Source organism: Sphingomonas sp. LR55 (genome assembly GCF_036856015.1).
In the GTDB taxonomy this organism is placed as follows: Bacteria; Pseudomonadota; Alphaproteobacteria; order Sphingomonadales; family Sphingomonadaceae; genus Sphingomonas.
Map to the genome: position 1 here is coordinate 340,837 of NZ_JASPFO010000001.1, position 16,976 is coordinate 357,812.

At 66.2% G+C, this 16,976-nt stretch carries 13 protein-coding genes, 1 tRNA gene and 2 pseudogenes; 3 read left to right on the forward strand and 13 right to left on the reverse strand.

Features of this window, described 5'->3' with window-relative positions; genetic code table 11:
- Positions 1–4 precede the first annotated feature (4 nt).
- Positions 5–89: transfer RNA gene (locus QP181_RS01685), tRNA-Leu, on the forward strand.
- 112 nt (positions 90–201) lie between these two features.
- Here the strand turns inward: QP181_RS01685 and QP181_RS01690 are convergent.
- From QP181_RS01690 to QP181_RS01740, 11 genes are all read right to left on the reverse strand, one after another.
- A complete protein-coding gene (locus tag QP181_RS01690) occupies positions 202–801 on the reverse strand; it encodes an SAM-dependent methyltransferase (protein ID WP_333927352.1) in 600 nt (199 codons plus the stop codon).
- Positions 791–1,420, reverse strand: a complete 630-nt coding sequence (locus QP181_RS01695; RefSeq protein WP_333927353.1) for a PIG-L deacetylase family protein — start codon at positions 1,418–1,420, stop codon at positions 791–793. Before QP181_RS01695 ends, QP181_RS01690 begins: the two co-directional genes overlap by 11 nt.
- A 48-nt stretch (positions 1,421–1,468) precedes the next feature.
- On the reverse strand, positions 1,469–2,569 hold the full coding sequence (locus tag QP181_RS01700) for an acyl-CoA dehydrogenase family protein (RefSeq protein ID WP_333927354.1): 1,101 nt from the start codon (positions 2,567–2,569) through the stop codon (positions 1,469–1,471).
- The gene (locus tag QP181_RS01705) at positions 2,566–3,522 is read right to left on the reverse strand and encodes a glycosyltransferase (RefSeq protein WP_333927355.1); all 957 of its coding nucleotides are present in this window, start codon (positions 3,520–3,522) and stop codon (positions 2,566–2,568) included. Before QP181_RS01705 ends, QP181_RS01700 begins: the two co-directional genes overlap by 4 nt.
- Before the next feature lie 75 nt (positions 3,523–3,597).
- Positions 3,598–5,769 (reverse strand): glycosyltransferase, encoded by a 2,172-nt coding sequence (locus QP181_RS01710; protein ID WP_333927356.1) that lies wholly within the window; start codon positions 5,767–5,769, stop codon positions 3,598–3,600.
- A 301-nt stretch (positions 5,770–6,070) separates the two neighbouring features.
- The gene (locus QP181_RS01715) at positions 6,071–6,229 is read right to left on the reverse strand and encodes a hypothetical protein (protein ID WP_277982345.1); all 159 of its coding nucleotides are present in this window, start codon (positions 6,227–6,229) and stop codon (positions 6,071–6,073) included.
- 249 nt (positions 6,230–6,478) lie between these two features.
- Complete coding sequence (locus QP181_RS01720) at positions 6,479–7,849, reverse strand: hypothetical protein (protein ID WP_333927357.1); 1,371 nt, start codon at positions 7,847–7,849, stop codon at positions 6,479–6,481.
- Positions 7,850–8,243: 394 nt separating this feature from the next.
- Entirely contained in the window at positions 8,244–9,638 is a 1,395-nt protein-coding gene (gene lpdA, locus QP181_RS01725) for a dihydrolipoyl dehydrogenase (RefSeq protein ID WP_333927358.1), read from the reverse strand.
- Positions 9,639–9,656: 18 nt separating this feature from the next.
- On the reverse strand, positions 9,657–9,998 hold the full coding sequence (locus tag QP181_RS01730) for an acyl-CoA thioesterase (RefSeq protein WP_056487075.1): 342 nt from the start codon (positions 9,996–9,998) through the stop codon (positions 9,657–9,659).
- Positions 9,999–10,042: 44 nt separating this feature from the next.
- On the reverse strand, positions 10,043–10,315 hold the full coding sequence (locus QP181_RS01735) for a hypothetical protein (RefSeq protein ID WP_333927359.1): 273 nt from the start codon (positions 10,313–10,315) through the stop codon (positions 10,043–10,045).
- A 65-nt stretch (positions 10,316–10,380) separates the two neighbouring features.
- Positions 10,381–11,724, reverse strand: coding sequence for a pyruvate dehydrogenase complex dihydrolipoamide acetyltransferase (locus QP181_RS01740; protein ID WP_333927360.1), 1,344 nt, complete (start codon positions 11,722–11,724; stop codon positions 10,381–10,383).
- Positions 11,725–11,846: 122 nt separating this feature from the next.
- Here QP181_RS01740 and QP181_RS01745 point away from each other — a divergent pair, with 122 nt between their 5' ends.
- Positions 11,847–12,302, forward strand: coding sequence for a universal stress protein (locus QP181_RS01745; RefSeq protein WP_333927361.1), 456 nt, complete (start codon positions 11,847–11,849; stop codon positions 12,300–12,302).
- A gap of 61 nt (positions 12,303–12,363) precedes the next feature.
- Here QP181_RS01745 and QP181_RS01750 read toward each other — a convergent pair whose 3' ends face one another.
- Complete coding sequence (locus tag QP181_RS01750; RefSeq protein ID WP_333927362.1) at positions 12,364–13,026, reverse strand: PAS domain-containing protein; 663 nt, start codon at positions 13,024–13,026, stop codon at positions 12,364–12,366.
- A gap of 197 nt (positions 13,027–13,223) precedes the next feature.
- Between QP181_RS01750 and QP181_RS01755 the strand changes: the two are divergent.
- A pseudogene (locus QP181_RS01755) lies at positions 13,224–14,542 on the forward strand (M20/M25/M40 family metallo-hydrolase).
- Positions 14,543–14,609: 67 nt separating this feature from the next.
- On the opposite strand, the pseudogene QP181_RS01760 reads toward QP181_RS01755, so the two are convergent.
- A pseudogene (locus QP181_RS01760) lies at positions 14,610–16,965 on the reverse strand (putative bifunctional diguanylate cyclase/phosphodiesterase).
- Between the last annotated feature and the right edge of the window lie 11 nt (positions 16,966–16,976).

The following is a 16,976-nucleotide window of genomic DNA, read 5'->3' on the forward strand; positions in this document are numbered from 1 at the left end:
CGCTGCCCCTGTGGCGAAATTGGTAGACGCGACCGACTCAAAATCGGTTGCCGCAAGGCATGCTGGTTCGATTCCGGCCAGGGGCACCACCGCACTTCGCCGCACATTTGTGCAAGGCGAGGCGATCTACCATCCGCGTCGGCTCGCACATTCCACGCGGCGATGTGACCGATCGCTGTCGACCTCAGCCCTCTGACTTCCCTACCGCCGGGTCCACAGATCCAGTCGGTACGATGCCGTCCGCTCCGCCCGCTCGACCGTGATGGCGTTGCCGATCGCCGCGGATATCTTGTCGACGGCCGCGTCTCCGGTCTGCGGATAGTCGGTGTCGCCGATCCAGTGCACCAGCAATATCCGTCCGCCGGGGACGACATGCGCCCGTAACCACGCCCCGGCGGTGGTGATGTCGTCATCGCTCCAATAATACACGACCTCGGAGAGTAGGACGAGATCGAGCGCGTTGGTCGCGGGAACCTGATCGGGGAAAACGACCTTCTCGAAGCGAACCTGCGGCAGGGCTTCGCACCGCTTGCGTGCATAATCGATCGCCTGCGCGGCAATGTCGATGGCGAGGAGATCGTCGCATAAAGGCGCCAATTGCCGTGTGAGCACACCGTGAGCACAGCCGATCTCGAGCGCGGCGGCATAGCGACGATCGTCCAGCACGGCGATGGTGCGCGCAAACTTGGCCGCTTCATATGGGCTGCTGGCGAGCGACCATGGATCGTCGTCGCCGGCAAAAATATCCTCGAAATAGGCGGCAGTCAGGCTGCCCCCGCTTTGGGGCGGCTTATCGGGCATCGGCAATTCCGTTCAGATGAAGGACGTCCTCCGCCGGCATCCGCCAGGCAGTCCGCGCGAGGCGAAAGCCCGCGCCATAGGCTGCACCCGTCTGGCTGCGATGCGCCAGCAGTGCCCGGCGACGCTGGCCGACCGGCATCGGGCGCGTGCGGAATGTCGTACGCGCAGGCGGCACGGCGGGATCGGTCCATACGCGGTAGTCGAATATCGTCACCGTGCGCCGGGCGGCACGGATTGCGGCGAGCGCGATCGTCCGGAACGCGGTATGATCGCAATGCGGTTCGTCGGCGCCGGTGACCGCGATCGCATCGACGCCACGTGAGCGGATCAGTGATGCAAGGCGCCGGACCGTCGCGCGCCATGCCGCGCTGTCGGGGCGATGGGGATGCGCATCGGGCCAGTCGAGGAACACGGGCAACGCCGCATCGCGTCCGGCCAGCCGCCGGACCGCCAACGCCGCCTCGCGCCGCCGCACCCGTGCCAGCCAGACGCCGCCCGCGTCGTGCGATCCGGCGCCATCGGTCAGGTAGACGACCCCCGCAAGGCGACGTGCCGCCGCCGCCTCGGCGACCAGCGCGCCTGCGCCCAGCGTCTCGTCATCGGCATGCGGCGCCAGCACCAGCCAGCGCGCGTGCGAACCTGCTTGTCGCGAGCGGGCGGGCAATGCCTACCACAGGCGATCCTCGCCCCAGCAATCATGATCGATCCAGTCGCGCACGGCGGCGTCGCGGACCTGGTCGGGCCCTGCCTGACGCAGGTACAGGCTGAGATCGCGGATGATCTTGTCGATGCGCTGCCCCTCGAACGTGCTGCGGGTGCCAACAAGCCGTGCCGCATGCTCCATCACGTCGAGCCCGGCGCGCTCGACGACGCCGCGGGTCATCCGTGCGAACGCCGCCGCGTCGGCATCCTCGCGCGCCGCGCGCACCGCCGCCTCGCGCACCCACAGCCCGGCGGTACGGGTTGCGACGACCGCGTGCCCGAATGCCGCACGCACCAGCGGATCGGCGCGGGCCGCCCCCGAGAGCGCCGCGCGAGTCTCCGCCAGCAGCGCCTCGATCCCGCCGAGTTGGACCGCGGTGAACCGCCACGCACCCGCGGTGAAGCGCGGTTCGCGATCATAGTCGCCGGGCTGGCCCAGCAGTGCATCCTCGTCGATCGGATAGCCGGTCAGGTCATAGGCGCCGCTCATGCTCGCGCGCATGCCCCGGACACGCCAGCCGCTGGCATCGGTCCGGTCGGGATCGTCGGCGCCGACGATGGCCAGTCGGCGGTCGCCGCTATCGGGCTGGATCGTGACGATCGCATAGCCGATCCCGCCTGCGCCACTGGCGAAGCTCTTCGCGCCCTGCAATGTTCGCCCGCCCAAATTCTCGATCAACGCGACCCCCGGCGCCGGCTCGGTTGCCCATACGCCGAACGCGGCGCCATGATCGAGCACGCGGCGCAGCCAGTCCTTCTGGCCGGCGGTCGCATACCAGCCGAACAGCGCCATCGCGTTGACATGGCCTTCGAACAACCGACCCACACTCAGGTCGCCGCGACCGACCCGACGCAGTGCGTCGAACATTGCGCGATGGCGGGCGCCGGCGTCGGCAAACGCCTCGCCACCCGAATCGACCGGTGCGAACCGGCGTAGCAAACCCGCCTCCGCGAGCAGCGCGATGCTGTCGGCGGGATGCCTGCGCTCCGCATCATAGCGTTCGCCCAGCCTGGCGAGCGCAGCGACCAGCGGATCGTCGAGCACCGTCGTCATTCGTTCGCTCATCCGCGCTCTCCATCGGCCAGGGCCATCACATACGTTGCCAGACGGGCTGCACCATCCGGGTCGTCGAGCGCCGCCTGTGCGGCGGGATCGAGCTGCTCCGTATGCGTGAGCAGCATCGGCCAGTCCGCTACGGCGGCATCGTCGCACATCAACGCCGCACCCGCCGCGACCAGTCGCTCGGCTTTCGATCGCTGTTCGTCGAACGGTCGATCCTCCGGCAGGCAAATAAAGGGTCGGCGTGCCGCCAGCACCGCACCGACCACGCCGTCCCCTGCGCTGCCGATGACGATCGCGGCGCGTGCGATCCACGCCGCGGCATCGTCGACCCAGCCTGATTGCTCGAGATTGGCTGGCGCGTCGACGACTGGCGGGCAATCGCCGATGATCCGCCACATACGGTCGGGCGTGGCACGCGCCGCGCGGGCCCAGACCGTGCCATCGATCGCCGAGCCGCCCCTGCCGCTAACGACAAGGACCGATCGGGGTTCGATCGATGTCGTCCCGACACGGTCGACGAGGCCGGGGGCATAGACGGTCTTTCGTCGGACCCAATCGGGGGTGGCCGGATCGTCGAGTGCTTCGGCAAATGGCGCAACGATCGCGATCGCGGCGCGAAACGCGTCATGATGCGGGGCGTCGTCACGCCGGCCGCCGAGCCTGACGTACACGGTCGGTACCGACGCCAGCCGCGCCAGCATCGCGATCTCGCACGATACGTCGACGATCATCAGCGCGGGTTGCTGTTCGGCGATCCAGTGCGTGATCGCCGCGACCCGGCGACGTATGCCGTCATGGTCGAGCGGTGCATAGTGCAGCGCCGCGGGCCGATCCGCGGCATCGTCGCGACCGTCGAACCCGCAAGCAAGCCGGTCGTCCGGAAGGTCGACATAGCGGTGGGCACCGCTCCGCCCGGCGATGTTCGTGCCGATCAAAGTGATCTCGCCCGTCGGCATGATCCGCGATCGCCGACGCTCGCATGCGGTGTCCGGCGCCGTGGTGATGGACGTAATAGCCGATCGGACGTCGGCTCATGATGCAAGCAAGGACGTGGCGGGCTCGATCGAGATCGCGCCGGGATATTGGGGCAGGGGCATGTCGCTAGGCATTGGCGGCAGGTCCGCCTCGCGTGCCAGCATCGCCGCGACGCCGTGTGCGTGGCGGGTTGCACGCCGCCAATGAGCACGGGTCCGCCAATGCTCGAACGCAGGTACCCACGGATCCGCGCCCCGATCGAGCGTTGCTGCGAGTTCGGCCATCGCGAGCGCCATGCCCCCTGCGGCACGCCCCTCGGTGCGCGCCGACACGCGGGTCCAGACCGAAGGCGGATGGACCAGCCGCCCGCCCGCCGCGACCGCGTCGATGACCATCGATCGATCCTCGCCCGATGCGATTGGCGGGACCCCGCCGATCATGCGGTACAAGGCTGCGTCGATCGCGATGCTTGCCCCGGTGTGGTCGCCGTGACGCGGCGGCGGATCGTGCGGGGATGGGTCGACCGCGTCCTCGATCGCGCGGACCGCGGCCCAATATCGATCGAACCGTTCGCGCATCGCGGTGATCGCCGCGTCAATCGGCTCGGCGTCGTCGAGGACGATCCGTCCACCAACGATATCCGCACCCGTGTCGATCGCGGCGAGGTTGGCGGAGAGCCAGCCAGCGGGAGGACGACAATCCGCGTCTGTGGAAATCAGCACGCCGCTGCGGTGGTCGCCGCCGATACCGCCGCCGTCGATCCCACCGTTAACGACATGGCGATATCCCATCTCCATGGCGTGGCCACGCGCGCTCCCGGCATGTGCTAGCGCCGGGGCAAAGGTGCGAGACTCGACTATGATGTCCAGCCGTCCGGCGTACCGTATCGCGATATTACGCATGACGCCGACGCTGTCGTCGTCGCTATTGTTGATACACAGCGCAATCGGGATACGCCCGTCGATCGTTTGCGCGGCAAGTGCCTCAAACAATATCGGCAGGCGCAGGCTTTCGTTGCGCGCAGGTACGCAGACACAGAACGGCCTCATCGGCGCAGCGCGCGGTTTGCAGGCGCTGGTCTGCTGGCTGCCAGGGCGGGCCACATCGCCGACGCCAGCGGTTCCGGGATCGGCCCGGATATGGAGAGCGGCATCGGCGGAGCAGCCGTTTCCGCGCGCATTTCCGCGCACATCTCGGCATACAGCGCCTCGTAACCGTCGATCATCGTTTCGGCATCGCAGATCGCAACGGCGCGCGCGGCTGTCCGATCGGTCGAGGTGCATCGCCCGTCCGGCCGCGGCGGCGAGCGACCCGACATCGTCGGGGGTTGCCAGCACGCCACTACCGTCGTCGAGCAAGGTCGGTATCGCACCGCGCGCGAACGCGGCAACCGGTGTGCCGCACGCCAGTGCCTCGGCAACGACCAGACCGTAAGGTTCGTCCCAGCACGGCGTACACAGGAATGCCCGGGCACCTCCGATCAGCAACGATAGCGCCGCGTGATCGAGATGGCCGACATAGCGCACGGCATCGCCGAGATGCGGGGCCACCTCCGCGGCATAATAGTCCGGATCGGAGATCGGACCGGCAATACGCAGCGGCAGCCCGACCTTCTGGGCCGCCGCGATCGCCAGATGAAGACCCTTTTCGGGGACGATGCGACCATACCAGACCAGATAGGGATCGGCGTCGGGGACGGCCCGATAGGGGAAGCGGTCGAGATCGATACCGTTGCCGACGACCCGGTCGATCGGGACGATCGGCGACCACATCGTGCGGATCGCCTCCGATACGGCGACGAACCGCGTCGCTTCGGCGCGGCACAACCGAATGCCGCTCTCGAGCCAGCAAAATGGCGGGGTATGCAGCGTCGTGACCATCGGCATCGGCAACGTATCCGCCATCGCAACCGGCAGATAATGCAGTGAATTATTGTGGACGATATCGAAGCCACCGCGACGCAGTTCGGACATCAGCCGCAGATAGGCGTGATGTTCGCGGAAGAACGCGATGTCGGTCGCTTCCGCGACGCCGGTCGCCATCAGCGCGGTCTCGTCGCAAATCGCGGTCAGCCCGGTCGCGGGATCGGACCGCGTCGACGCGAACAGCACGACATCATGGCCACGTGCGCGAAGCCGGGTGGCAAGAAGATGCGTGTGCATCTCGAGTCCACCGGCAAACGGCTCGACGATCGCATGCTTCAGATGAGAGATAATCGCGATACGCATGATCGAGCTCGAGCGTCCCCTTTATGGTTCAGCGTCGTAACGAGCGTGCATCGATAGAAGACCCATATACAGATCGTGAATCGTGCTGATGGGGATCAATAGACCCGGTATACTATAGTTTAACCGGCTAGTGCGCTCGAATACGCATAGCGCGCCGTGGAGACTATACGGGTTGTTCGCGCGAAATCTGTGTTCGGCAGAACAGTCATCCGAGGGTGTGCGATGATCACCGCACGGCCGATGCGGACCTTTTAGGCAGGATGTCAGCGATGCGGCAATAGGATCACACGCTTGGGACGAGTCAGCGGATCGACTTGTCGACTGGCTCCGTTGCGGCGGCATACCTGGTGGCAATGCTGCCGATCTCGACATCGTCCTCGGCGACTTCGATCGCACGGTGAAGATGACAGGCGGCCAGATCGGCCCGGTCGCGGTCGAGCAACGCGAGCGCCATCTTCATCAGCGAAACAGCGGTTTGAGAACGTGTTAGCATGATCTAAGTTAGGATGACTGGTTTGAGGAGGCAAGCGAAAGCGGCGTGTTTCGTCCGGTTCGGATGCGACGGCACGGTGTGATCTCTTCCGCACGACGCCATGCCGATCGCCCTGATGTACAGCGTCACGCGCCTCTCTTGGGCACCGGCAATCAACCCAACATACCCGCATAGGTCTGCGGCGGCGGCGGCAACAGGACCCGCGCGGCGCCGCCGCTAGCCAGTACCAGCAGCAGTATGACGATACCGGCGCGGGCGATGTGTCGGGGCGGCGCGCGATCGGCCAGCAAAACCACCGCCACCGCGGTCGCGATCATCGGCCACAGGTGATAGCGCAGGTCCGACGCGATGCTGAGGACCGCGAAGCTCGCTTCCAGGGCGAGCGCGGAGACGAGCAGCGCCGTGGCAAGATCGCGGACTGGATCGGGGGCCGGATCGGGGGGACGCGACAGGCCTGTCGCCAGCGCGGTGATCGCGATCACGATCCAGCTGATCGGCCAGCCCAGCGGCGTCTCGACGATCATGGCGGTCAGGCTTTCCCAGTGCCTGGCGGCGGCGTTCGGGCTGGCGAGACCGACCGTGTTGGGCTCCGACATGGTCGGGGGCTGCGCTCGGCCAGTGGAACGGGACCAGCCAGCGATCGGTCGAGTTCAGATGCGCAAAGCGGTGCGCCGCATAGGCGATCGGATGATGCAGCGCCGATCCGGCAAGTGTCAGGTAGAGCGTACCGACGGGTAGCGCCCGAAGGCGCGCCATCGTCGTTCCGCAATGCGCGTCGTCGCCGAGCGGATCCCAGAAGAACGGCGAGGCGCAGTGGCGCGCGACCACGGCGTCCGCTTCGGCGCGGGTCAGGCCGATCGCGGTCCCGTCGGGTACGCGCGCGGCGATCCCGGCCAGATCGAACAGCGCCTGCGTCGATTCCACGCCGCTGCGTTGCGCGCGCAGGATCTGGTGATTGACGACCGGCGCCACGCCGAGGACGACGACGACCGCAATCAGGCCGGTGATGATCTTGGCGACGGTTCCGGCGGGGCGGGGGGCGAGCGTTACCACCAATGGCACGACGATGAAGACGGCATTTGCTCGGACGAGGACCGCATAGGCCAGCAGCAATGCGGTCGGGACCCAGAGTGCGCGTGGCATGGGCCGGTGGGAGAGCCTGTACCAGCCGATGATCCCGCATGCCCCGAGCAGCGCGCCGGTCAGTTGCGCGTCCTTGAGGACGACGCCCTGCCAGCCGAGAAACGGCGGCAACAGGCCGATGACGATGATCGCCACCGCGCTGCGGCTGCGCCCCGCTCGCGCCAGCGCGGCGGCGATCAGGCCAAGGCCGAGCCAGTAGGTGCCGAGCTGCAGCACCAGCATCGGCGTCGCAGCCGACCCGAGCGGTGCAAGCAGCGCCCAGGCACGCGCCATCGCCGGCGGATGCCAGTCGTCGTACACCCCCGACAGGACCTGCTTATATTGCGCGACGGTGTCGTACATCGCGACCCCCGGCCAGAAGAGCGCGAGCGAGGCCACGCACAGCGCCGTCGCGACGAGCGCGATGGGGCGCGGGGTGAGGCGGCAGGCAGGGTCGATCGACATTCGCGGGTCCTGCACCGGTGGCTCATGCGCCGCGACCTCCTGAGAGCCGGACGTCGGGGCAGGGCGACCTTTCGGAGGCTCGTGCGCGAGGGTCAAGAGAGTTAGGGCCGAAACGGGATGGCTTGCCCGGTCTGGTCGGTTGGTTGGGTATCACGCAACGTGATCCTGACGATCGTCAGGAGTCGGAACCAAAAGCGTTGCGGGTGGTACCCCTGGGCCCCGACTTTCGTCGGGATGACGGGGAGGGGGCATGCTCGAACTCTGATCCTCCCCGCCAGGGGGAGGTGGCGCCGAAGGCGACGGAGGGGGAGGATGCGGAACGGAGGTTTCCCTTTCCGCCCCCTCCGTCAGGCAAGCGCCTGCCACCTCCCCCTGGCGGGGGATGATACCGGCATTAGTAGTGGATCGCGCGGCCGTAGGCGGCGAGGACGCTCTCGTGCATCATCTCGGATAGCGTCGGATGCGCGAACACCGTCTCCATCAGCTCGGCCTCGGTGGTCTCGAGCTGGCGCGCGACGACATAGCCCTGGATCAGCTCGGTCACTTCGGCGCCGACCATGTGCGCGCCGAGCAGTTCGCCGGTCTTCGCGTCGAATACCGTCTTCACGAAGCCCTCGGCCTCGCCCAGCGCGATCGCCTTGCCGTTGCCGATGAAGGGGAATTTGCCGACCTTCAGCTCGTAGCCGGCTTCCTTCGCCTTCGCCTCGGTCATGCCAACGCTCGCGACCTGCGGGCGCGAATAGGTGCAGCCGGGGATATTGGCCTTGTCCATCTGGTGCGGCGAGCCACCGGCGATCTTCTCGACCGCGATGATGCCCTCGTGGCTGGCCTTGTGCGCGAGCCACGGCGCGCCGGTGACGTCGCCGATCGCCCAGATGCCGTCGACGTTAGTGCGGCCATAGCCGTCGATCTTGATATGGCCGCGGTCGGTCTCGACGCCCAAGGCCTCCAGCCCGATATTCTCGGTGTTGGGGACGATGCCGATCGCGATGATCGCGTGGCTGAAGGTCTCCTCCGAAACCTTGCCGTCCTTCGCCTTGATCTTGGCGGTCACACCGTTTGCCGAGGGGACGAGACCTTCGAGCCCGGTCTGGGTCAGCAGCTTGATGCCCTGCTTCGACAGCGCCTTGTTCATGAACGCCGACACTTCCTCGTCCTCGACGGGGAGGATGCGGGGGAGCATCTCGACAATCGTCACGTCGGCGCCCATGTCGTTGTAGAAGCTGGCGAACTCGACGCCAATCGCGCCCGAGCCGATGACCAGCAGCTTGGTCGGCATCTCGGTCGGCACCATCGCATGGCGATAGGTCCAGATCCGCTCGCCGTCGGCCTTGGCGAACGGCAGGTCGCGTGCGCGCGCGCCGGTCGCGACGATGATGTTCTTGGCTTCGAGCTCGACGGTCTTGTCGCCCTGCTTGACGCTCAACTTGCCCTTGGCCGTCACGGTGCCGACGCCTTCGACGACGGTCACCTTGTTCTTCTTCATCAGGCCCTTGACGCCCGCATTCAGCTGGCCCGCGACTTTCCGCGAGCGGTCAACGATCTTGGCGAGGTCGAAGCCGACATTGTCCGCCTTGAGGCCGTAGCTCTCGGCGTTCTGCATGTAGTGATAGATTTCCGACGTCCGCAGAAGCGCCTTGGTCGGGATGCAGCCCCAGTTGAGGCAGATGCCGCCCAAGCGCTCACGCTCGACGATCGCGACCTTTAGGCCGAGCTGCGACGCGCGGATCGCGGCGACGTAGCCGCCGGGGCCCGAGCCGAGGATGACGAGATCATAGGTATCAGCCACGGTAGAGTCCTTTGAAAATCAGTTGGTTTCGGGCGGCACGGGCCGCGGTTTGCGATCGTCGCCGACCGCTACGAAGATGAAGCGCGCTTGGGTCACCTTGCAGCTGTCGTTGCTGTGGCGAGCGCGGCGCCACGCCTCGACCTCGATCGTCATCGAGGTGCGGCCGACCGCGATAAGCTCTGCGTAGACCGACACCTCGTCACCGACGACGACCGGCATGTGGAACTTCATCGCGTCCGCCGCGATCGTAACGGCGCGACCGCCGCTACGCCTGGACGCGACCGAGCCGGCGGCAAGATCCATCTGACCCATCAGCCAGCCGCCGAAGATGTCGCCGTACGGGTTCGCGTCGGCGGGCATCGCGGTGACGCGGATCGTCGGAGCCTTTTCAGGCGGCAATTCGGTCACGCTTCACTCCTGCGGGTAGTTCCGTCGAGACGACGCGCGCGGCGCAATGGCCCCACGCCCATCAGCACGGTCGCGACCATCGCCGCGGCCCCGCACGCCCAGATCACGTCCTGCCCGAGCGGATAGGACCATGCCGCCGCCCAGGTGATCGCGACGGCAACGGCGAGCCCCGCGAGTATGTGCAGGATCTCGATGGTCGTGTTCTTCATGTCGAAACAGAACCGCACACCCCGTTCGCCCTGAGCGAAGTCGAAGGGTGTCAGACTCACCTGCTTCGACTTCGCTCAGCACGAACGGGGTGGGGGTGCGGGGTGCGGCGGTCATGCTTTCGCGCTTACGCCAGCATGCCCAGCGGGTTCTCGACGAGGTGCTTGAACGCCTTCATGAACTGCGCGCCGTCGGCACCGTCGATCGCACGGTGGTCGAAGCTGCCGGTCGCCGACATGACGGTCGCCACGGTGAGTTCGTCGCCGACGACGTACGGACGCTTCTCGCCCGCGCCGACCGCGAGGATCATCGCCTGGGGCGGGTTGATGACCGCGTCGAACTGTGTGATGCCGAACATGCCCATGTTGCTGATCGAGGCGGTGCCGCCCTGATATTCCTCGGGCTTGAGCTTGCCGTCGCGGGCGCGGGCGGCGAGGTCCTTCATCTGCGTCGAGATCGACGACAGCGACGCGGTGTCCGCGCCGACGATGATCGGCGTGATCAGACCCGACGGCGTGCTCACGGCGACCGAGATGTCGGCACGCTGGAACGTGATCAGCTGGTCGGGCGTGAACATCACGTTGCAGGTCGGCACCTGCATCAGGGCCACGGCCTGCGCCTTAATCAGCAGGTCGTTGACCGACAGCTTAACGCCGCGCGATTCGAGGCTCTTGTTCAGCTCACCGCGCAGCTTCAGTAGCGCGTCGAGGCGGATGTTCACGGTCAGATAGATGTGCGGGACGGTCTGCTTCGACTCGGTCAGGCGACGCGCGATGGTCTTGCGCACGTTGCTGAGCTTGGTCGCCTCGTGCGGAATATCCGGCACGGTCGCTGGCTTCGCGGCAGGGGCCGGAGCAGCGGCAGCCGTCGGAGCAGCAGCTTCGGTCTTCGCAGCAACGGGAGCCGCACCCGGCTTGGCGCTCTCGACGTCGGCCTTGACGATACGACCCTTCGGGCCCGAACCCGCCACGGCGCCGAGATCGATCCCCTTATCGGCGGCGAGACGGCGCGCGAGCGGGCTCGCCTTCACGCGGTCACCCGACGAGGCCGGGCCGGCATCTGCGGGACGACCGTGATCCTCGGCCGAAGCCTCGGTCCGCTCGACCGGCCTGGCCTCGCTGCCGGTGTCGTTCGGATCCTTGGGATCAGGCTTGGCTTCCGACTCCTTGGCAGCGGGCTCGGGCGTCTCGCTTTTCGCCGGCGCCGAGGAAACCGACGAAGCATCTTCGCCCTCTTCGGCGATGATCGCGATGACCGTGCCGACCTTTACGTTGTCGGTACCCTCGGCGACGAGGATCTTGACCACGGTGCCTTCGTCAACGGCTTCGAACTCCATCGTCGCCTTGTCGGTTTCGATCTCGGCCATCAGGTCGCCGGATTTCACGACGTCGCCCTCCTTGATCAACCATTTGGCGAGGGTACCCTCCTCCATGGTCGGGGACAGCGCAGGCATCTTGATCTCGATCGACATGGATTTCCCCAGGGCGTGACGTAACGGCATGCCTACTCGCGCCCTCGTCCGCTCGGGTCAACCCCGGCGCACTTGCGTATCGACCCGCCTCGGCCCAATTACCGGCAATAACGGGGGCTAAAATGCGCATTTATCTGGTGGTTATCGACGACAGTCCGGAAGCCGGCATCGCGTTGCGGTTCGCGGCACGGCGTGCGGTAAAGACTGGCGGCGGCGTCGAGATCCTCACCGTGATCCCGCCGCAGGAGTTCATCGCGTTCGGCGGCGTCCAGGCGACGATCGAGGAGGAAGCGCGCCTGCATGCCGAGGGGCTGGTCGCCGGGGCCGCGGGCACGTTGATCGAAGAGTCCGGCTTGCGTCCGTCGATCACGGTGCGCGAGGGCGAGGGGCCGAAAATCATCCGCGAGATGATCGCGGCCAATCCCGAGATTGCGGCGCTGGTGTTGGGCGCCGCGGCCACCGGCGCGCCGGGCGAACTGATCGCGCATTTCACCGGGGCTGATGCGGGCGCGTTGCCGGTGCCGGTGATGATTATCCCGGGTTCGCTGACGCGCGAGGCGATCGACCGGCTGAGCTGAGCGCCCGGGGCGGGCCGTTGGCGATAGCGGCCAGTGTCGTTGATGCCGCTAAGAAGGTCGATCAGCCGACAGGTACGGCGATCTTCTGATCCAGCAACAATTCCACCTTGTCGATACCGGTCTGCGTCAGTTGTAGCGCATCGATGCCGGGAAGCGTCGGTTCGAAGAGTGCCTTGGACTGCAGCACGCGCAGCCAACGCACGATCGTGGTCTGCGATAGCGGGATATGGTTGGCGACCGTCGCGATCGATGCGATCCGGCCCTCGGCTTCGGCGACATAGGTCAGCAGCAGAATCGTCCAGGCGTGATCGGCGAACAGGTCCGCCCCAAGGATGTCGTCACGCGCGCGCATGATGTCGAGGAGTTCCCGAGCGCGACGCCACAGTCGATAGGGCGCGGGGTCTTGATCGAGGATGTCGTCGATCGTCGACAAGGTTCCGACCAGATGGCCACCATCGGATCCCATCACCCGGGAAACCTGAACGTCCACCGCGATGATGTCTCCCCTGCCACCGATATAGCGTTTGCGGATTTTTGCGGATTGTCCGTTGGCTTGGAGTGCGGAGACCTTCGCCAAGTTTAGCGCAAGATCGTCGGGATGTGTGATCGACATATACGAAATACCGATAAGTTGATCTCGCTCGCGCTGCAGCAGTGTTGCGACGGGGCCGTCGATAGCCTGTATGACGCCCTCGCTGTTCGATACTGAATGCCCGATGATCATCGATCGTCCTCTCAAGACAATCATATGGTTAGCATATATATGAAAAATTTATCATACTTCGATCAGTTTTCGACCAGTTCGAGTTTTTGTAAGGGTCTGACATCAAAGCGGAGCTTGGTACGCCTGCCGCTATCGCTGATCGACCGGTGCCTTACTATTGGCTTGAGCAGCGGTGCCGATCGCGGCACGGTCTGCCAATGTCGATATACGCTCTCCCGTCGCTGCTTGCCGCCGCTGCCGCGGCCCCGCTTCCTGCTCCAACGCCAATGCCCGCACCGTCTGTGAAACGGTTGCAGGCGGACGTCACGACGATGGTCGGTTTCGGTACCCGGCATACTGCGTCGACGACGACCGATCCGAGGCGGGGATCGGCGCGGCTCGGACCTGGGCCGCAGAACGTTTCACGCAGATCGGCGCATCGTGTGGCGGCTGTATCGTCGTCGACCGGATCGCCCGCTCGTTCACCGGGCCGCGTGCACCGGCCGGGGTCGTGGTCGAGGATGTGCTGGGCATCCAGAAAGGCCGCAATCCGAACCGCGTGGTGATCGTCGGCGCGCATATCGATAGCCGCGTGACCGACGTGATGAACGCCACCTCCGACGCGCCCGGCGCCAATGACAACGCGTCCGGCGTCGCGCTGGTGCTGGAGGCGGCACGGTTGCTGTCGCAACGGCAGTTCGACGCGACCATCGTCTACGCGGTGTTCTCAGGCGAGGAACAGGGCCTTTGGGGTGCCGAATTGCTCGCCGACACCGCCAAGGCGCGTGGCTGGTCGGTCTCGGCGATGCTGAACAACGATATCGTCGGCAACACCTTGGGGCAGGGCGGGGTCCGCGTTGCCGAAAAGGTCCGGGTCTTTTCCGAAGGTATCCGCGCCTCGGAGGATCTGGCCGCGCAACAGGGGCGTCGTGCGGACGGCGGCGAGGATGATGGCCCCAGTCGGTCGCTGGCAAAAATGATCGACGGAGTCGCAGGCGATGTGCCGGGCGGGCTCGACGTGATGCTCGATCGCCGCCCGGACCGGTTCGGGCGCGGCGGCGATCACGAGCCATTTCTGAAACTCGGCTATCCCGCCGTACGGTTTTCGGTCGCGGCCGAAAACTGGGACCGCCAGCACCAGGACCTCCGCACCGAAAAGGGCGTCGTCTACGGCGACACGATCGAGGGCATGGACTTTCCGTATCTGGCCAAGGTGACGGCGATCAACGTCGCGACCTTGGCTCGGATCGCGGCGGCACCCGCGGCTCCCGAAGACGTGTCGATGGCCGGAGCATTGTCGCGCGACACGACGATCAAGTGGAACGCAGTGCCGGGCGCCGTGAAGTACAGGGTTCGCTGGCGTCGCAACGATGTCCAGGACTGGACCGATGTGCGCGAGGTGGCAGCGACCGGACCAAATCCGCAGACGGTGCTGTCGCAGGTGCCGGTCGACGACAATTTCGTCGGCATCTCGGCGGTTTCGGCCGATGGCGCGGAAAGCCTGGTAAGTTTTGCGGGACGCGAACGCCGCCGCTGACCGCGCGTATTCGGGAGGTGGGTCCGGCTCGCGCCGGGCCTGCTATCGTCCGCTAGCTAGGTAGCGATCAGGCGGCGACCGCATCTTTCCAACCGCGGTTGGCGAGTGTGCGGGCGTCCTCGGCTGACATCGGCCGCCCGAAATAGAACCCCTGCGCATTGGTGCAGCCGAGATCGCGTAGGGCTCTGAGTTCGGCTTCGGTCTCGATACCCTCGGCCGTGGTGGCCATGCCGAGGCTCGTCGCAAGGGCGATCCCGGCGCGGACGATCGCCACGGCCTCGCGCACGCCGCAGGCCGCGTCGCGCACGAAATTGCGATCTATCTTGAGCGAGGAAAAGCGCGTGCGGCTGAGATAGCCGAGCGAGGAATGACCTGTGCCGAAATCGTCGAGACTGAGGCGAACGCCGAGTTCGGCCACACGATCGAGAATCTGCGTCGCACCAAGGCCTTCATGCATGAAGACGCCTTCGGTCACTTCGAGCTCAAGCCGTTCGGGTGACACGCCCGTGCTCGCGAGCGCCGACGCGATCGTGGTCACGAAACTGGGATTGCGGAGTTGGTCTGCCGACACGTTGACCGCGATCCGCATGTCCGATGGCCAGCGGGCGGCTTCTTCGCAGGCGGTCCTGACTACCCAGGCGCCGATTGGACCGATCAGCCGGGTTTCCTCGGCAAGCGGAATGAACTTGGCCGGCGATACGCAGCCGAATTCGGCGCTGGTCCAGCGCAGCAACGCCTCGAAACCGCAGGGCAGCGCGCTGTCGGTCTCGACGATCGGCTGGTAGACGAGGTGCATCTCGCCCTTCTCGATGGCGTCGCGCAAAGCCATTTCGAGTATCCGCCGCTCTTCCGCCTGAACGTGGAGTTCCGGTTCGTACCGGCGGAACACGCCGCGTCCGGCGTCCTTGGCGCGATAGAGTGCGAGGTCGGCCGAGCGGATGAGCATGTCGGCGGTGCGGCCGTCACGCGGACCGATCGCAAGGCCGATGCTGGCACCGATATGGAGTGTATGGGCGTCGATCTCATAGGGACGCGACAGCGAGGCGATGATCCGCTCGGCAAGCCGCTCGACCGCGGCGGCGTCGCTCGCGTCGCGGACCACCACCGCGAATTCGTCCCCGCCCAGGCGTCCGCAGGTCTCGTTGACGCCCATCAGCGCGTGGATCCGCTCCGACACACGGCCAAGCAGTCGATCGCCGATCGGGTGGCCAAGCGTATCGTTGACCGCTTTGAAGCGATCGAGATCGAGCATCATGAACGCATAGCGGCCGCCCCAGCGATCGGCATCCGCCATCGCCTTCACGAGCGTCTCATTCACCATCAGTCGGTTCGGCAGGCCGGTCAGGGTGTCGAAGCGCGCCATCCGGTTGATCTTGTCCGCCGACGCACGCTGTTCGGTCACATCGGAGCCGACGCCGCGAAAGCCGTAGAACTCGCCGTGATCGTCGAAACGTGGCGACGCAGCCATGCTCCACCAGCGATCCTCCCCGCCAATCTGGACGGGAAGGCGTAGATCGCGGAAGCTTTCCCGCCGTTTCAGCCGCTCCGCCAGAGTGCGCAATGCGGTATCGAACTCGCCGGTTTCCCAGCTCGGGCCGGCCAGCAGCTGCAACAGCGGCAGGCCATTGATACTGGCCGGATCGAGGCCGCACGCAAAGGCGAACCGCGGGCTGGCTTTGACGACGCGGCGGGTCGCGTCGGTTTCCCAGAGCCAGTCGGCGCCGGTGCCGTCGAACTCGCCGAGCAACAGGCTGACCGTCTCGTTGCGATCGTCTAGAACGATCTCGCTCGCGCGGAGCATGATCAGAGCGCGCGCGATGGATGCATGCGACCATCAGCAACCCGGTGAACAGCAACAGGCCGAGCGCGGCGGCGAAACTGCTGGCGAAGGCGAGTTGGATGGCCATTGCCACACCAAGATAACCCAGGAATACGAGCGTCGCGGGTGCGAGCGGCGCCATCGCCAGGGCGGCGGCGGCCATCAGCACCGCAAGTGTGAGACCCAGCCCCGCGGTCGTCCCGGTCGGTGCATGCGTACAGAAGAAGACCGGCACCGCAGACCAGACGAGCGCAAGAACGAAGCCGTCCCAGATCGTGTGACGAAGCTGGCGCAGGCTCGCATAGCCGTCGCCGCGATGATCGGTGGCGAGCCGGCGAAACCCCACCCAAACCGCCGCAGCGGCGACCAGCGCCGCCCATGCCGCGATCTGCCAGTGCGGCACGACGCCCCGCAGCAGGAACGCGATCGCCAGCATCGCGACGATGTTGCTGGTGAGCAGGAACAGCGCCACGCGGCGCCCGGCGAACAATTGCGCCGCGCGGATCCGGCCCCACACGACCGGATCGCCGCCTTCGCGGATCGCCAATAGCGTGGCGAGGTCGACGACGATGCGGCTCGACGCGGAAGGCGGGGTCTTGGTCACGCCAATGGCAT